Genomic DNA, 14,384 nt, shown 5'->3' on the forward strand with positions numbered 1-14,384 from the left:
GGGTTTTCTTTTTTATTTTGTGAAATTTCTTTTAGAAAAACTTTGACAGTATTTGCCAAAAACGGTAAAATAGTAAGGTAAGAAGAAACTTAGAAAGGCAAGAAGATGTCAATTTTAGATAAAAATCTTTTGCTAGAGATGTTCCGTAAGATGGAAGAAATCCGTCGTATGGACTTAAAAATTGCGCAATTAGTAAAGAAAGGGAAAGTGCCAGGAATGACGCACTTTTCTGTTGGAGAAGAGGCAGCTAACGTGGGTGCTATGTTGGCTCTCAATCCAGATGATCTAATTACCTCAAACCACCGTGGTCACGGACAAGCTATTGCCAAAGGAATTGACCTAAACGGAATGATGGCTGAAATCCTCGGTAAATATACTGGAACCTGTAAAGGTAAAGGTGGTTCTATGCATATCGCTGACCTTGATGCTGGTAACCTTGGTGCCAATGGTATCGTAGGTGGTGGTATGGGAATCGCTGTTGGTGCAGCCCTCAGTCAGCAAATGCAAAATACCGGAAAAATCGTTGTCTGCTTCTTTGGAGATGGTGCGACCAACGAAGGTGTTTTCCACGAAGCAGTAAATATGGCTTCTATCTGGAACCTGCCAGTCATTTTCTACTGCATTAACAACGGTTACGGTATCTCTGCGGATATCAAGAAAATGACCAATGTAGAACATATCCATCAACGTAGCGCCGCTTATGGAATTCCTGGAATGTTCATCGAAGATGGAAACAATGTCATTGATGTCTATGAAGGATTTAAGAAAGCTGTAGATCATGTTCGCAGTGGCAATGGTCCAGTCTTGATTGAAAGTGTCACTTACCGCTGGCTTGGTCACTCATCATCTGACCCTGGTAAATATCGTACGCGTGAAGAAGTGGAATTGTGGAAACAAAAAGACCCGATCGAAAACCTTCGCAAGTACCTCATTGAAAACACTATTGCAAGTGCCGAAGAATTGGAAGAAATCCAAGCGCAAGTCAAGGAAGAAGTAGAAGCTTCTGTTAAATTTGCGGAAGAAAGTCCATTCCCACCGCTTGAATCAGCATTTGAAGATATTTACGCAGACTAAGGAGAAAGAGATAAAATGGAAACAAAAACAATGTCCTTCCGTGACACCATTATCCTTGCTATGTCTGAGGAAATGCGTCGCGATGAAAATGTGTTCTTGATGGGAGAAGATGTTGGTGTCTTCGGAGGAGACTTCGGAACTTCTGTTGGAATGCTTGAAGAATTTGGTCCAGAACGTGTCCGTGACTGTCCGATTTCTGAGGCTGCCATTTCAGGAGCAGCAGCAGGAGCAGCCATGACAGGACTTCGTCCAATCGTCGATATGACCTTCATGGACTTTTCTGTTATTGCCATGGACAATATCGTCAACCAAGCTGCTAAAACACGTTACATGTTTGGTGGTAAAGGTCAGGTTCCAATGACAGTCCGCTGTGCAGCAGGTAACGGAGTTGGTTCTGCAGCTCAGCACTCGCAATCACTAGAGTCTTGGTTTACTCACATTCCTGGTCTTAAGGTTGTGGCACCAGGTACACCTGCGGATATGAAAGGATTGCTTAAGTCTTCTATCCGTGATAATAACCCTGTTATCATTCTTGAGTATAAGTCAGAATTTAACCAAAAAGGGGAAGTGCCAGTTGATCCAGATTACACAATCCCACTTGGAGTTGGCGAAATCAAACGCGAAGGAACAGATGTAACAGTTGTTACTTATGGGAAAATGCTCCGTCGTGTGGTTCAAGCAGCTGAAGAATTAGCAGAAGAAGGAATTTCTGTTGAAATTGTGGACCCACGTACCCTTGTTCCGCTTGATAAGGATATCATCATTAACTCAGTTAAGAAGACTGGTAAGGTTGTTCTGGTAAACGATGCCCACAAAACAAGCGGCTATATCGGTGAAATTTCAGCTATTATTTCAGAATCGGAAGCATTTGACTATCTAGATGCACCAATTCGTCGTTGTGCAGGAGAAGATGTGCCGATGCCTTATGCACAAAACCTAGAAAATGCAATGATTCCAACAGTTGAAAGCATCAAAGATGCAATCCGAAAAACTTATAACAAAGAATAGAATTACATAATATAAGTTATGTAAACAAAATAAAGCTGACGAGAAACTTTGCATCTTTTAGGTGCAGAGCTCTTCGTCCTTAATATCATAGATTAGAGTACGGGCTAAAAGCTTGGAAAAAAGATAAATCTTCTTGACTTCATCGAAGTCTGCGTTGATTTCCTATTTTTCGGTCGCTTTTAAACGCCCTTTACATCATATAATTGAACTCGGGCTAAAGTCTGTGTGAAAAAGATAAACTTTCCTAGAAACTAAAGTTTCTTCGTAAAGTTTCCTATTTTCACTTTGACTTTTGACGCCCTTTGTATCATAAATAGAATTGGAGAGGTCATGGCTGATGACAAGCTAAGAGCGACTCCTGCGGCTAGAAAGTTAGCGGATGATTTAGGAATCAACCTCTATGACGTTTCTGGCTCAGGCGCAAACGGTCGTGTCCACAAAGAAGACGTGGAAACTTATAAAGACACTAATGTGGTTCGCATTTCGCCACTTGCAAAACGAATTGCCCTCGAACATAACATTGCTTGGCAGGAAATCCAAGGAACAGGTCATCGTGGTAAGATCATGAAGAAGGACGTTTTAGCCTTGCTTCCTGAAAATATCGAGAATGATACTATCAAGTCTCCTGCTCAAATCGAAAAAGTGGAAGAAGTTCCTGATAACCTAACACCATATGGTAAAATTGAGCGTATTCCAATGACACCAATGCGTAAGGTAATTGCTCAACGTATGGTTGAATCTTACCTAACTGCGCCAACCTTCACCCTTAACTATGAAGTTGATATGACTGAAATGTTGGCTCTTCGTAAGAAGGTTCTTGAGCCAATCATGGATGCCACTGGGAAGAAGACTACTGTAACAGACCTTCTGTCACTCGCTGTTGTGAAAACCTTAATGAAACACCCATACATCAACACTTCATTGACAGAAGATGGCAAGACCATTATCACTCACAACTATGTCAACCTTGCGATGGCAGTTGGAATGGATAATGGATTGATGACACCTGTTGTTTACAATGCTGAGAAGATGACTCTTTCAGAACTGGTTATAGCCTTCAAGGATGTCATCGGTCGTACCTTGGATGGTAAATTAGCTCCAAGCGAACTGCAAAATTCAACATTTACTATCAGTAACTTGGGAATGTTTGGCGTTCAGTCCTTTGGTCCTATCATCAACCAACCAAACTCAGCTATCCTTGGTGTGAGCTCGACAATTGAGAAGCCTGTTGTTGTCAATGGTGAAATTGTGATTCGCCCAATCATGAGTCTTGGTTTAACAATTGACCACCGTGTCGTAGATGGTATGGCTGGTGCTAAGTTTATGAAAGACTTGAAAGAGTTGATTGAAAATCCAATCTCAATGTTGATTTAAGAACAAGAGTATTCATTTTAAAGATATAGATAAAGGAAGGAAGACATGGCCTTAGAAGTAATTATGCCAAAAGCCGGCGTGGATATGACAGAAGGACAAATCGTCCAATGGAATAAAAAAGTCGGAGAATTTGTAAAAGAAGGAGAAATCCTTTTGGAAATCATGACTGATAAAGTCAGCATGGAATTGGAAGCTGAAGAAGATGGGTACTTGATTGCTATCCTTAAAGGGGACGGTGAAACAGTCCCTGTAACGGAAGTTATCGGTTACCTTGGTGAAGAAGGGGAAAATATCCCAACAGCTGGAGCAGCAGTGCCAGAAGCTAGCCCAGCACCTGCAGCAAGTGCCTCAAACGATGATGGTAAGAGCGATGATGCTTTTGATATCGTTGTGATTGGTGGAGGTCCTGCTGGTTATGTTGCAGCCATCAAAGCTGCCCAACTCGGTGGTAAGGTTGCTCTAGTTGAGAAATCTGAACTCGGCGGAACCTGCTTAAACCGTGGATGTATTCCAACCAAGACCTACCTTCATAACGCTGAAATTATCGAAAACATTGGTCATGCCGCAAACCGTGGTATCGTAATCGAAAATCCAAACTTCACTGTAGATATGAACAAACTCCTTGAAACCAAGTCTAAGGTTGTCAATACTTTGGTTGGTGGTGTTGCAGGACTTCTTCGTAGCTACGGAGTTACTGTTCATAAAGGAATTGGTACCATTACTAAAGACAAGAACGTCTTGGTAAATGGCTCTGAATTGCTTGAAACCAAGAAAATCATTCTTGCTGGTGGTTCAAAAGTCAGCAAGATCAACGTCCCTGGTATGGAATCTTCACTTGTGATGACCAGCGATGACATTCTCGAAATGAACGAAGTTCCAGAAAGTCTTGTTATCATCGGTGGTGGAGTTGTCGGTATCGAACTTGGTCAGGCCTTCATGACATTTGGTTCAAAAGTGACTGTTATCGAAATGATGGACCGTATCGTGCCAGCTATGGATGCAGAAGTGTCTAAGAACCTTCGCTTGATCCTTGAGCGTAAAGGAATGACCATCTTGACTGGTACTAAACTGCAAGAAATCATCGAGGAAAATGGTCAACTTCGTATCAAAGTTGAAGGAAAAGACGATATCATCGCAAATAAAGCTCTTCTTTCAATCGGTCGTGTGCCAGACCTTGAAGGTATTGGTGATGTTGAGTTTGAATTGGATCGTGGTCGCATCAAGGTCAACGAATACATGGAAACTTCTGTTCCAGGTATCTACGCACCAGGTGACATCAACGGTACTAAGATGTTGGCTCACGCAGCCTTCCGTATGGGTGAAGTTGCCGCTGAAAATGCTCTCAAAGGAAACCATGCTGTTGCCAAGTTGAATTTAACTCCTGCAGCCATCTATACTCTTCCTGAAGTAGCAGCAGTAGGTTTGACAGAAGAACAAGCCCGTGAGAAATACGATGTTGCCATCGGTAAGTTCAACTTTGCTGCTAACGGTCGTGCCATTGCCTCAGATGCAGCTCAAGGTTTTGTTAAAGTTATCGCTGATAAGAAATACGGGGAAATCCTTGGTGTTCATATCATCGGTCCTGCAGCTGCAGAATTGATCAATGAAGCATCGAGCATTATTGAAATGGAAATCACTGTTGAAGAAATGCTGAAGACTATTCACGGACACCCAACCTACTCTGAAGTGATGTACGAAGCATTCGCAGATGTTCTAGGAATGGCCATCCATTCACCTAAGAAAAAATAAAAGAAAGATAGATTAGACTGGAAAGATGTTTTCCAGTCTCTATCATATAAAGGGATATCATGAAATATATTATCAATCATTCAAACGACACTGCCTTTAATATTGCCCTGGAAGAATATGCCTTTAAACACCTTTTGGATGAGGATCAAATCTTCCTACTTTGGATTAACAAGCCATCTATCATTGTTGGTCGTCACCAGAATACTATCGAAGAAATCAATCGTGATTATGTCCGCGAAAATGGCATTGAGGTGGTCCGCCGTATCAGTGGTGGTGGAGCTGTTTACCACGATTTAAATAACCTCAACTACACGATCATCTCAAAAGAAGATGAAAACAAGGCCTTTGACTTTAAGAGCTTCTCAACTCCAGTTATCAATACCCTGGCTCAACTTGGGGTTAAAGCTGAGTTTACAGGCCGTAATGACCTTGAGATTGATGGTAAGAAGTTCTGTGGCAATGCCCAAGCCTATATCAATGGCCGTATCATGCACCACGGTTGCTTGCTCTTTGACGTTGATTTGTCAGTCCTTGCTAACGCCCTTAAGGTTTCAAAGGATAAATTTGAATCAAAAGGTGTGAAATCTGTTCGTGCTCGTGTGACCAATATTATCAATGAATTACCAGAAAAAATCACAGTCGAAGAATTCCGTGATTTACTACTGGAATACATGAAAAAAGAGTACCCAGAGATGACTGAATACGTTTTTTCTGAGGAAGAATTAGCTGAAATTAACCGTATCAAAGATACTAAGTTTGGAACTTGGGACTGGAACTATGGTAAATCACCTGAATTTAACGTCCGTCGTGGAACCAAATTCACTAGTGGTAAGGTGGAAGTCTTTGCTAATGTTCTCGAATCAAAAATCCAAGACATCAAGATTTACGGTGACTTCTTTGGTATTGAAGACGTTGCTGCAGTAGAAGATGTCCTTCGTGGAGTGAAATACGAACGCGAAGATGTCCTTAAGGCGCTAGAAACCATTGATATCACACGCTACTTCGCTGGTATTAGTCGTGAAGAAATCGCTGAAGCGGTAGTTGGATAAACCAAAAAGAAGTTGGTTGTAGGACCAGCTTCTTTTCTTGATATGCATTTAACATAATTTTTGTTATGTATAACTATAAACTATCCAAGGCATTCTTTTGTTCATCATTAACGATATGGGTATAGAGGTCAGTGACTTGTGTGCTGGCATGTCCTAGCTGGTGACTGACCAAAACTTGCGATTTAGTGGCATCATAGAGCCTAGTTGCCAGGGTATGGCGCAGTTTGTGGGGAGTTACACGTACTTTGAAGTCCTCAGAGTACTTAGCAACCATCTTTTCCACGCTGGAAGCATCGATACGATTGGGAACACCTCTATAGAGTGTCAAAAAGAGGGCTGTATCTGTTTTTTCCGTCTTATAGCGTTGATTTCGAATGGCCAGATAATTCTCTAGATAAGGTTTTGCAAAGGCAGCGACATTGACAGAGTCACGTTTACCACCTTTTCTAGTAACGTCAATAACCATCATTTTTAAATTGAGATCTCTTAGATCCAGATTAACAGCTTCAGATAAACGGACACCAGATGCCAAGAGAAGGGCAATAATGGCCAAATCACGTTCTTTATTTTTATTAAAGGAGGCTAAGGCACGATTTGAGAGCTGTTGTGGATATTCTTGGTCGATATAAGTCAGAAAACCTTCTGTTTCATCACCTAGAAAGAGCTTTTGCTTGATGTTTTCAGCTCTGGCAGCAAGTGTTTCTTTCTTTTTCTTGGTTGAAACTTTCTTCATTACATTACGATAAAAGTAAGGCTCTCCCTGATCATTTTCAACTTCCTCGGTCAGATACTTGTAAAGACTAGACAATGCTGACAAGGTCCGATTGATAGTTGTCTGAGAGACACCTTGCTTGGTTGTATTGGCATTCAGCAAAGGACGTTCACGTAGGTAAAGGATAAAGGATTCCATGTCTTTTTTTGACATATTTTCTAAGACCGATAAAGGGATATCAGATATTTTATCGGCGTTTGAGATACCAGACTCTAAAACCCAGCTGAAAAATCGATCGTATTCCTTAAGGTATTCGTACAAGGTTGCAAAACTGTAAGGTACAGCCAGCTTAGATTGGTAGTATTCCAGAACATACCAGGGCATGATTTGTTTTAGCTTGTCGATTCGTTCCAGTAAAATCTCTCGTTTCATGTATTTTCTCCATATATAAGTCTACTAGTAGTATAGCATAGACTTATATATTTTTCAAGAAAATTATAGTTTTTCGGAAAGATATTAATAAGAAACTTAAAACAGAAGTCTAACTTTTTTATAAAACTTAATTTTTTAAAAATCAAAACTTCCACTTAAAATGTACATTATTAGAGTGAGAACTGAAATTTCTTCAAATATAGATATTGCATCTATACTCTATAACTACAAAAAAGTCTCAATAATATTGAGACTTTTCATTTAACTATTCTTAATACAGGACCTTTTTGTGCCAATTGATAATTATCATTAATTGAAATATCTAATGATTTTTCTAACTCATCTTTGGGTAGAGATAAGTTAGAAATTAGTTCATTTTTTTGTAAAATATCATTACTGATAATTAAGTCAAATACTTTACGGTAAAGACTAGGTTTCTCAGGAGTCAATTCATCATCCAAAGGCTCACGCTTCTTCCATTTATTAAAGCCAATTTTCCTAAACAAATATAATTTTTGATCATCATTGATTAACTCTAACTGATAAGTTCTCATAATCATTGATTGAATAGAAACTTTCCAATATTTTTTTAACTCAATATAAAAGTCTAAATTAGTAGATAACAAAGATTTTAAAAAACCATTCTCAGGTAATAATAAACAAGAAGCAAAATAGTTTGCCTGATTCTCAATAATATTCTTTAATTCCTGAGAGGTATAGTCGTGAATACTTTCAATATCTCCATGAAGTAAAATATGACCTAATTCGTGTGCAATATTAAAACGACGACGTACAGCAGATTCTCCATTATCTGTCAGCATGATATACGGTCTGTCTTCAATCCATTCTGACACTGCATCCAATTTGTCATCAGACATATTGGACTCAACAACAATAATACCATTAACTTCTGCAATCTCAGTGAGATTAGAAATTGGTATATCTTTACCTAATCCCCATAGTTCTCTTAATTCTTTAGCTTTTTCCTCAATATCGTTATTAGTAATATCGTAAATAGTTTTCGTTAAAATGTCAGGTAGAGTTAATTCAGGAAAATTAACATACTGAGACAGCAAATCATAAATTTCCTTTTGAAATTCTAACCTGACAGCTTGCATATCCCTTGCTCTTTTAGTGGCCGCAGATTGACTACGAAAAAAAGTGGCCCCTTCGTAAAACCTTTTAGGTTCAGAAGTAAAATAGGCGTATGGAAAATCTAGTTCAGCAACAATTGTCATTAACTTACTTGCTCCTGGATGTGTTTTCCCTAATTCATAATTAGAAATCATTTGTCTAGATATTCCTGTTCGTTCAGCCAATTCTTTTTTAGTTAATCCTCTGGCTATTCTAGCCTTTGTTAATTTAGAGGGACTAAATATTCCTTGTTCCATTTACTTCTCTCCTAAGCAGCTCTTCTGACAGCTCCGTTAAAGTCAAATCTAGTTTCTTTTGAGTGGTCTGCTCTTGGTCTTTCGAGGCAACAATCCGCTGGGCATTCATAATATCTACTTTCTCAATCCATTGCTCTGTATCAACATTTGGCAAACCCAGCTGAACAAATTGCAGGTGATGATTCTTTCCGCCGTATGTTAAGAGGAGAAACGGTGGATTATCAGCATCATAATGCTTATTGATATCCTCTTGGGTTGTAAAAAGATCAAATTGTTTATTTTTCACACTAGCCACACTTCTGTGAAGAGCTTTTTTCGGCATTGTTTTTATACTTCTGGTTTTTACTGGAGAAATAATGGCTCCTTTTGTTTCAATCATCGTATAAGTATAGCCATTCACTTTATTATTCACTGCAGATAACATTTGCACATCTGTTCTCATTGATGAATCTTCTAAAACTAGTCGTAGCGCTACATCGACTAATGCTTGTCGGATATGCCCATAAGTCTTTCGCATTTCTGGGTGCCGCAATACAGGTGTGGTATCAATGAGTTCCCACAAAAAACGATAGGCCTCCTTAATACTGTATGCTAATTCACCGGCTAATCGTGGGTCACACTCTGCTTCTAAATGAGTCCTTAAAATTCCCATCTTATCTCCTAACTATTAACTTTATTCATGTCATGTTAATAGTTTACCTTTTTTTTAAAAAAATGTCAACACCAAAACATACTAAGAATAGTAGGTAGAAAATTTCTGACGGGAAAATTACGCACTACTTTTTTTGGGCAAAGTAAAGGTGTCTTTTTAAATCAAGAGACTTTTCCAAAATATCCATTTACTATTTAATATTTAGTATTCCCATCGATACAAACCTTATACAATATTCTTTTTTAAAATAATGTACAAACATAAAATAAAATACTTTTTTCAATATATGTATTTTATGCTTCTATCTCAATATTATCAAGGGTTTAGACCATCCTAAGTCAATTGTACATAAACTTTTAGTTTTATAAGAAATAGGTCTTTTATGTGTATGTAATCCAGCAATATGTTTATATTTTAATTTCTCTAAAATATTGCAATTGCCATTTTTGTGTTGCTCGAGCTGTTGTATTTAAATTTGAACACCAAGGAGGATAAAATCTCATAGACATTTTTCCCTTGCTATCTTTTGTCGAGAGAATGTTTTTACGAATAGCCACCTCATTTGGAATAATAAATAGTCCCCTCTTATCATTGTCGATGGCAACGATAACAAGTTCATTCCCTAAGTCTTCATTGGTATAAGGAATGTTCTTGTTGTTTTGGTCTTTTTTCCAAAAAACAGTAAAATATCCTTCTTTTTTTGGTGTTCTTTTTGCCAAGCGGCATCTTTTATACCCTTGCTCTTCCTTTATCTTTATAAGAATACCTTCGTATTTTTCATTCCATTTTTCTTTAATGAAATCAAAATCACCATAAAAATTATATAGAACATCGAGTATTTTCATTATGATGTATGTCCTCCTTAGCAAATAACTTTTCCAAAGAATAATACTGTTTCTAACAAAATCAGCTACCGACTATGCACATCTTTTTTATGTACTACCATATAGCAGGATACCAAGATGACGAAAATTTTGATTAGGTAGGTTTCGTATCGATTAGTATCTATGGTTAGCTGAGACAAGACGTTAATGATCGAATGTGTCATAACGCAAATCCAGAGATTCTTTGTTTTGTTATAAAGAGCTGAGAGTATGAAAGAATTCGTCAGCAATCCAAATAAAAACGGTAGAATTTGTAGAGTTGCTAGGGAACCATCTATGTAAAAGAACAACAGATGCCAAAGCGCCCAGCTGAAAAAGGTTAGGATTGTTGAGTAAAAATATGGAAACTTTTCTTGTAAAATTGGTTGAAAGACATATCGCCATCCAATCTCTTCTATACCACCAAAGACAATAAATTTGAAGAACATCAAAAATGGGAGATACCAGCTAAATTCTATTATTTTCCCACCAAACATTAGAAAAGAAAAATCAAGGATAATAAGGAAAAAAGATAATAAATAGTGTTTATAACTGGTATGAATGTTCAAAAAATCTTTTACAATCTTTTTAAAATGAATATGAAAATAGTGATTTGCAACAATTATTCCCCAAAGCGCTGAAGAAATCCCACCGAGAATGATTCCTAAAATAGTTAATAGATTGGAATGAATAGAAAAATGATTCAAGAGAAAGAAAAGGAGACAAACTGATATTATTTGGCTAAATGTGCCTAGCAAATATACCGCAATTGCCTTATTTCTTTTCATAGAGAATCCTTTCAAAAATATTTTACGTAAAATAAATTATGCAAACAGAACTTACAACAACAAATCTTTTACTTTTCCAATTTCACTTTTTGGAATCACTAAGTGAATCATATCACCCAGATACATTCTGGTTGAGCCGTTAACTGTTTGGCTCTTGCCATTATGGACTTGAGTTGTGATGAGGATATTATGTGGCAAGTTGAGTTCGTGTACTTGTTTTCCAGCGATTTTGTCAGATACAGGAATTTCAATGAGAGTGACTTCTCCTTCATCTGTCGCTTCTTCTGGTAGCATTTTTTCCAACATAGCCTCATAGACTGGTGCTCCCTTGAGCAAATCCATGATGATGTAAGCTACTAAGGTTACTAAGCCAAGTGGCATGAGATTGCGAATATCTCCTACCATCTCAGTTACGAGTATCATAGCGGTTAAGGGAGCTTTAGATATTGCTCCAAAATAGCCACTCATTCCCAGAATGACAAATATAGGGAATTGCTCCTGACTGACAAGTCCAATATTCACAAAAATGACACCAACTAGGGCACCAAGCAAGGAACCAAGCGCCAAAATTGGTAGGAAAATTCCTCCTGGAAGGCCACTTCCATAACTAATCATGCTCCAAACAAAACGGATCAAAAAGTAAACTAATAGAACTTGGAAACTAAAATTTTGCTCAGTTAAGGAAAGAACCAGCTGATTTCCACCACCAAGGATTTGTGGCAAGAAGATCCCGACTGGTATGATGAGAATGAAAGCCAGAATTGGATAATAAGCTCTATCCAAACGGATTTTTTGACCAAGCCAGTCATAAACTCTACTAACATTGAGTACAGCTTTTTCATAAAGAAAACCAGAAAGTCCTAAAAAAATTCCCATGAGGAGATATATCCAATACTGGTCTAGGGTCATGAGTGGGATATTATCTGGCATATCCAGTACGGGTGTTAGGCCAAATATGAGAAGAGAAACAAAATTTGCCACGAGACTGGCTGCTAGAGTTGAGACCCAGAAAAAGCGTGAAAAATGATGATAGACTTCTTCTATAACAAAGAGAAGGCCTGCTATTGGTGCATTAAAGGCTGCGGCTAAACCTGCGGCAGCTCCACTCGCAATCAAGGATCGTTCCTCTACTGGACTGGATTTAAGCCACTTGGCAATACCTTTACCACCAACCGCTCCGAGTTGAATGCTTGGTCCTTCACGTCCTAGCATAAGGCCACTAGCAATAGCAAGAATTCCTAGAATATATTTTTTCCAAAGTACGCCCCACCAGTTGAGGGTCATCAATCCCTTTAATTCAGCTTCGACTTGAGGAATTCCTGAACCCTTGATATCTTTTTCTGACCGAGTTAATTTCGCACTGAGCCAGCAAACCATTAAATAAAATAGACCAATGATAAAAAGATTGCGCACTAGGTGCGCTTGATCTTGATAAAGTCCTTGTATCAGGTGGAAGCCTTTTTCGATTGAAAACCGAAAGGATCCGACGATGAGTCCGACGACAAGACCGACAATGATTCCTCGTCCAACTTGGGATAATATGGTGCTTGAGGCAAAGGCAAATTCTTTCTTGGAACTGAGTGTTTCTGACTGTTCCTCCATAATCATTCCTTCTAACTTAATTTTCTTTTTCTACTGAAACCAGTGATTTAACGGGTTCAAAGCTGGTTCGGTGAATTGGGGTAACTCCTAGTTTTTTAAGTCCTTCCAGGTGTTTAGCTGTTCCGTATCCTGCATTAGCAGCGAAATCATAGCCAGGAAATTGCAGGTCGTATTCCTTCATCAATTCATCACGTGTCACCTTGGCTACTATAGAAGCTGCTGCGATAGAGAGGGAGTTGGCATCTCCTTTGATGATTGAGGTTTGTGAAATGGGCAACTCCAATTTCATGGCATCAATCAAGAGATGCTCTGGTTGAAGACTGAGCTGGGAGATAGCTTCCTGCATGGCCAGTTTGGTCGCTTCATAGATATTGATTTGGTCGATGACCTGATTATCCATGATACCAATTCCGATTGACAGTGCTTGGTCTTGAACTGCTTTGAAAATCTCCAGATGTTTCTTTTTAGGAATTTTCTTGCTGTCGTTGAGACCTCTAATTTTACAATTTTGAGGTAACATAACGGCTGCAGCGACTACAGGCCCAGCCAGAGGACCACGACCAACCTCGTCAACACCTGCTATCAAGGTCAATCCTTGCTTGTAAAGTTCTTTTTCGTAGGAAAGCATGGATTCCAAACGAAGATCCTCCTCCAATTCTGCCTGAATGGCTTTTTTACGCTTGCTGATTTCTTTTTGAACTCCAGAGCGATTATCCTTTTCAAGCTCTAAAAAAATAGGGCTTTCTAACTCCTTGACAGTAGCAAGGAGTTCTTTGATTTCTTTAATCGTCGCCATCGAGGTCTTCCAATGTATCTAAGGTATAGTTACCGAGTTTGCCATCACGGACTTCCTTCACAAAGAGACTGTAAAAGCGGTCATAGTCATCACGGAAACCGAGAGCACGGGTCATATCCATAATAATAACAGGCGCTTCTTCCTCAATTTTCATTTGTTTGAAGCGTTCAGCCAACTTTTCTGGATAATGTTCTTTAAAATAATTGAGACCAAAAATAGTTACCTCATCCATAGGAAGCAACTGGTCTTTAATAGCTCCTGTCAAGGCCAACTTAAGCGCAACAGTTTCATCCTCAAACTTAGGCCAGAGAATCCCTGGTGTGTCTAGGATTTCAAGGTCTTTATTGGTTTTGAGCCATTGTTGCCCCTTGGTCACACCTGGTTTGTTTCCGACAACAGCAATTTTCTTACCAGCCAAACGGTTCATCAGAGTGGATTTACCAGCATTTGGAATCCCGATAATCATGGTACGCAAGGTTTCAATTTTAATCCCACGTTCTCTCTGGCGAGCAATCTTATCAGCCATGAGCTTTTTAGCAGCATCTGTTACGACTTTTACAGTCACTTGCTCTTTGGAGTTGATAGCCAGCGTCTGGATTCCTTGTGATTCAAAATACTGACGCCATTCCTTGGTCATTGCTGGATCAGCTAAATCCGCCTTGTTTAAAATCAAGAGTTTTGGTTTGTCACCAACAATTTTGGTCAACATAGGATTTTGACTAGATAAAGGTAAGCGTGCATCTACCAAAATCGTCACAAAATCAACAAATTTTAAATTTTCCTGCACCTGTCGACGCGCTTTAGACATGTGACCAGGAAACCATTGAATAGTAGCCATTGAGTTTTTTTCCTTTCGTAGCAAGGGGGTTGAGCCCCATATTTAATTTACTATCG

General features: G+C 38.8%; 13 protein-coding genes. 5 read left to right on the top strand and 8 right to left on the bottom strand.

Translation table 11 applies throughout. From position 1 onward, the window contains the following. Positions 1-105 precede the first annotated feature (105 nt). The 5 genes from N8M16_RS00720 (at position 106) to N8M16_RS00740 (ending at position 6,254) form a co-directional block, all read left to right on the top strand. On the top strand, positions 106-1,074 hold the full coding sequence (locus N8M16_RS00720) for a thiamine pyrophosphate-dependent dehydrogenase E1 component subunit alpha (RefSeq protein ID WP_203213238.1): 969 nt from the start codon (positions 106-108) through the stop codon (positions 1,072-1,074). 15 nt (positions 1,075-1,089) lie between these two features. Further along, positions 1,090-2,082, top strand: a complete 993-nt coding sequence (locus N8M16_RS00725) for an alpha-ketoacid dehydrogenase subunit beta (RefSeq protein ID WP_000448714.1) — start codon at positions 1,090-1,092, stop codon at positions 2,080-2,082. Between the two features lie 330 nt (positions 2,083-2,412). Beyond that, on the top strand, positions 2,413-3,456 hold the full coding sequence (locus tag N8M16_RS00730) for a dihydrolipoamide acetyltransferase (RefSeq protein ID WP_261069455.1): 1,044 nt from the start codon (positions 2,413-2,415) through the stop codon (positions 3,454-3,456). A gap of 45 nt (positions 3,457-3,501) precedes the next feature. Further along, on the top strand, positions 3,502-5,205 hold the full coding sequence (gene lpdA / locus N8M16_RS00735) for a dihydrolipoyl dehydrogenase (RefSeq protein WP_261069456.1): 1,704 nt from the start codon (positions 3,502-3,504) through the stop codon (positions 5,203-5,205). Positions 5,206-5,264: 59 nt separating this feature from the next. Continuing rightward, the gene (locus N8M16_RS00740; RefSeq protein ID WP_000873983.1) at positions 5,265-6,254 is read left to right on the top strand and encodes a lipoate--protein ligase; all 990 of its coding nucleotides are present in this window, start codon (positions 5,265-5,267) and stop codon (positions 6,252-6,254) included. A 73-nt stretch (positions 6,255-6,327) separates the two neighbouring features. Here N8M16_RS00740 and xerS read toward each other — a convergent pair whose 3' ends face one another. The 8 genes from xerS to ylqF form a co-directional block, all read right to left on the bottom strand. Then, on the bottom strand, positions 6,328-7,398 hold the full coding sequence (gene xerS / locus N8M16_RS00745) for a tyrosine recombinase XerS (RefSeq protein ID WP_261069457.1): 1,071 nt from the start codon (positions 7,396-7,398) through the stop codon (positions 6,328-6,330). A gap of 257 nt (positions 7,399-7,655) precedes the next feature. Next, positions 7,656-8,789 carry a helix-turn-helix domain-containing protein gene (locus N8M16_RS00750; protein ID WP_000434809.1) on the bottom strand — a complete coding sequence of 378 codons (1,134 nt, stop codon included), beginning with the start codon at positions 8,787-8,789 and terminating at the stop codon, positions 7,656-7,658. Beyond that, positions 8,770-9,441 carry a hypothetical protein gene (locus tag N8M16_RS00755; RefSeq protein WP_084926366.1) on the bottom strand — a complete coding sequence of 224 codons (672 nt, stop codon included), beginning with the start codon at positions 9,439-9,441 and terminating at the stop codon, positions 8,770-8,772. Before N8M16_RS00755 ends, N8M16_RS00750 begins: the two co-directional genes overlap by 20 nt. A gap of 407 nt (positions 9,442-9,848) precedes the next feature. Continuing rightward, entirely contained in the window at positions 9,849-10,286 is a 438-nt protein-coding gene (locus tag N8M16_RS00760) for a MepB family protein (RefSeq protein ID WP_261069458.1), read from the bottom strand. Positions 10,287-10,351: 65 nt separating this feature from the next. Beyond that, complete coding sequence (locus N8M16_RS00765) at positions 10,352-11,092, bottom strand: CPBP family intramembrane glutamic endopeptidase (protein WP_261033778.1); 741 nt, start codon at positions 11,090-11,092, stop codon at positions 10,352-10,354. A gap of 51 nt (positions 11,093-11,143) precedes the next feature. Continuing rightward, positions 11,144-12,694, bottom strand: coding sequence for a ClC family H(+)/Cl(-) exchange transporter (locus N8M16_RS00770; RefSeq protein WP_261069459.1), 1,551 nt, complete (start codon positions 12,692-12,694; stop codon positions 11,144-11,146). Positions 12,695-12,710: 16 nt separating this feature from the next. Continuing rightward, on the bottom strand, positions 12,711-13,490 hold the full coding sequence (locus N8M16_RS00775; protein ID WP_261069460.1) for a ribonuclease HII: 780 nt from the start codon (positions 13,488-13,490) through the stop codon (positions 12,711-12,713). Continuing rightward, positions 13,477-14,328 carry a ribosome biogenesis GTPase YlqF gene (ylqF, locus tag N8M16_RS00780; RefSeq protein WP_000201324.1) on the bottom strand — a complete coding sequence of 284 codons (852 nt, stop codon included), beginning with the start codon at positions 14,326-14,328 and terminating at the stop codon, positions 13,477-13,479. The genes N8M16_RS00775 and ylqF overlap by 14 nt, the downstream gene beginning before the upstream one ends. Positions 14,329-14,384 lie beyond the last annotated feature (56 nt).

This window comes from Streptococcus mitis (assembly GCF_946188375.1).
Lineage (GTDB): Bacteria > Bacillota > Bacilli > Lactobacillales > Streptococcaceae > Streptococcus > Streptococcus mitis_CX.

Excerpts from the sequence above, each read along its gene's own strand:
- N8M16_RS00740 (WP_000873983.1), top strand. The coding sequence starts at position 5,265 with ATGAAATATATTATCAATCATTCAAACGACACTGCCTTTAATATTGCC.
- ylqF (WP_000201324.1), bottom strand. The coding sequence starts at position 14,328 with ATGGCTACTATTCAATGGTTTCCTGGTCACATGTCTAAAGCGCGTCGA.
- lpdA (WP_261069456.1), top strand. The coding sequence starts at position 3,502 with ATGGCCTTAGAAGTAATTATGCCAAAAGCCGGCGTGGATATGACAGAA.
- N8M16_RS00770 (WP_261069459.1), bottom strand. The coding sequence starts at position 12,694 with ATGGAGGAACAGTCAGAAACACTCAGTTCCAAGAAAGAATTTGCCTTT.
- xerS (WP_261069457.1), bottom strand. The coding sequence starts at position 7,398 with ATGAAACGAGAGATTTTACTGGAACGAATCGACAAGCTAAAACAAATC.
- N8M16_RS00765 (WP_261033778.1), bottom strand. The coding sequence starts at position 11,092 with ATGAAAAGAAATAAGGCAATTGCGGTATATTTGCTAGGCACATTTAGC.
- N8M16_RS00755 (WP_084926366.1), bottom strand. The coding sequence starts at position 9,441 with ATGGGAATTTTAAGGACTCATTTAGAAGCAGAGTGTGACCCACGATTA.
- N8M16_RS00775 (WP_261069460.1), bottom strand. The coding sequence starts at position 13,490 with ATGGCGACGATTAAAGAAATCAAAGAACTCCTTGCTACTGTCAAGGAG.
- N8M16_RS00750 (WP_000434809.1), bottom strand. The coding sequence starts at position 8,789 with ATGGAACAAGGAATATTTAGTCCCTCTAAATTAACAAAGGCTAGAATA.
- N8M16_RS00720 (WP_203213238.1), top strand. The coding sequence starts at position 106 with ATGTCAATTTTAGATAAAAATCTTTTGCTAGAGATGTTCCGTAAGATG.
- N8M16_RS00725 (WP_000448714.1), top strand. The coding sequence starts at position 1,090 with ATGGAAACAAAAACAATGTCCTTCCGTGACACCATTATCCTTGCTATG.
- N8M16_RS00760 (WP_261069458.1), bottom strand. The coding sequence starts at position 10,286 with ATGAAAATACTCGATGTTCTATATAATTTTTATGGTGATTTTGATTTC.
- N8M16_RS00730 (WP_261069455.1), top strand. The coding sequence starts at position 2,413 with ATGGCTGATGACAAGCTAAGAGCGACTCCTGCGGCTAGAAAGTTAGCG.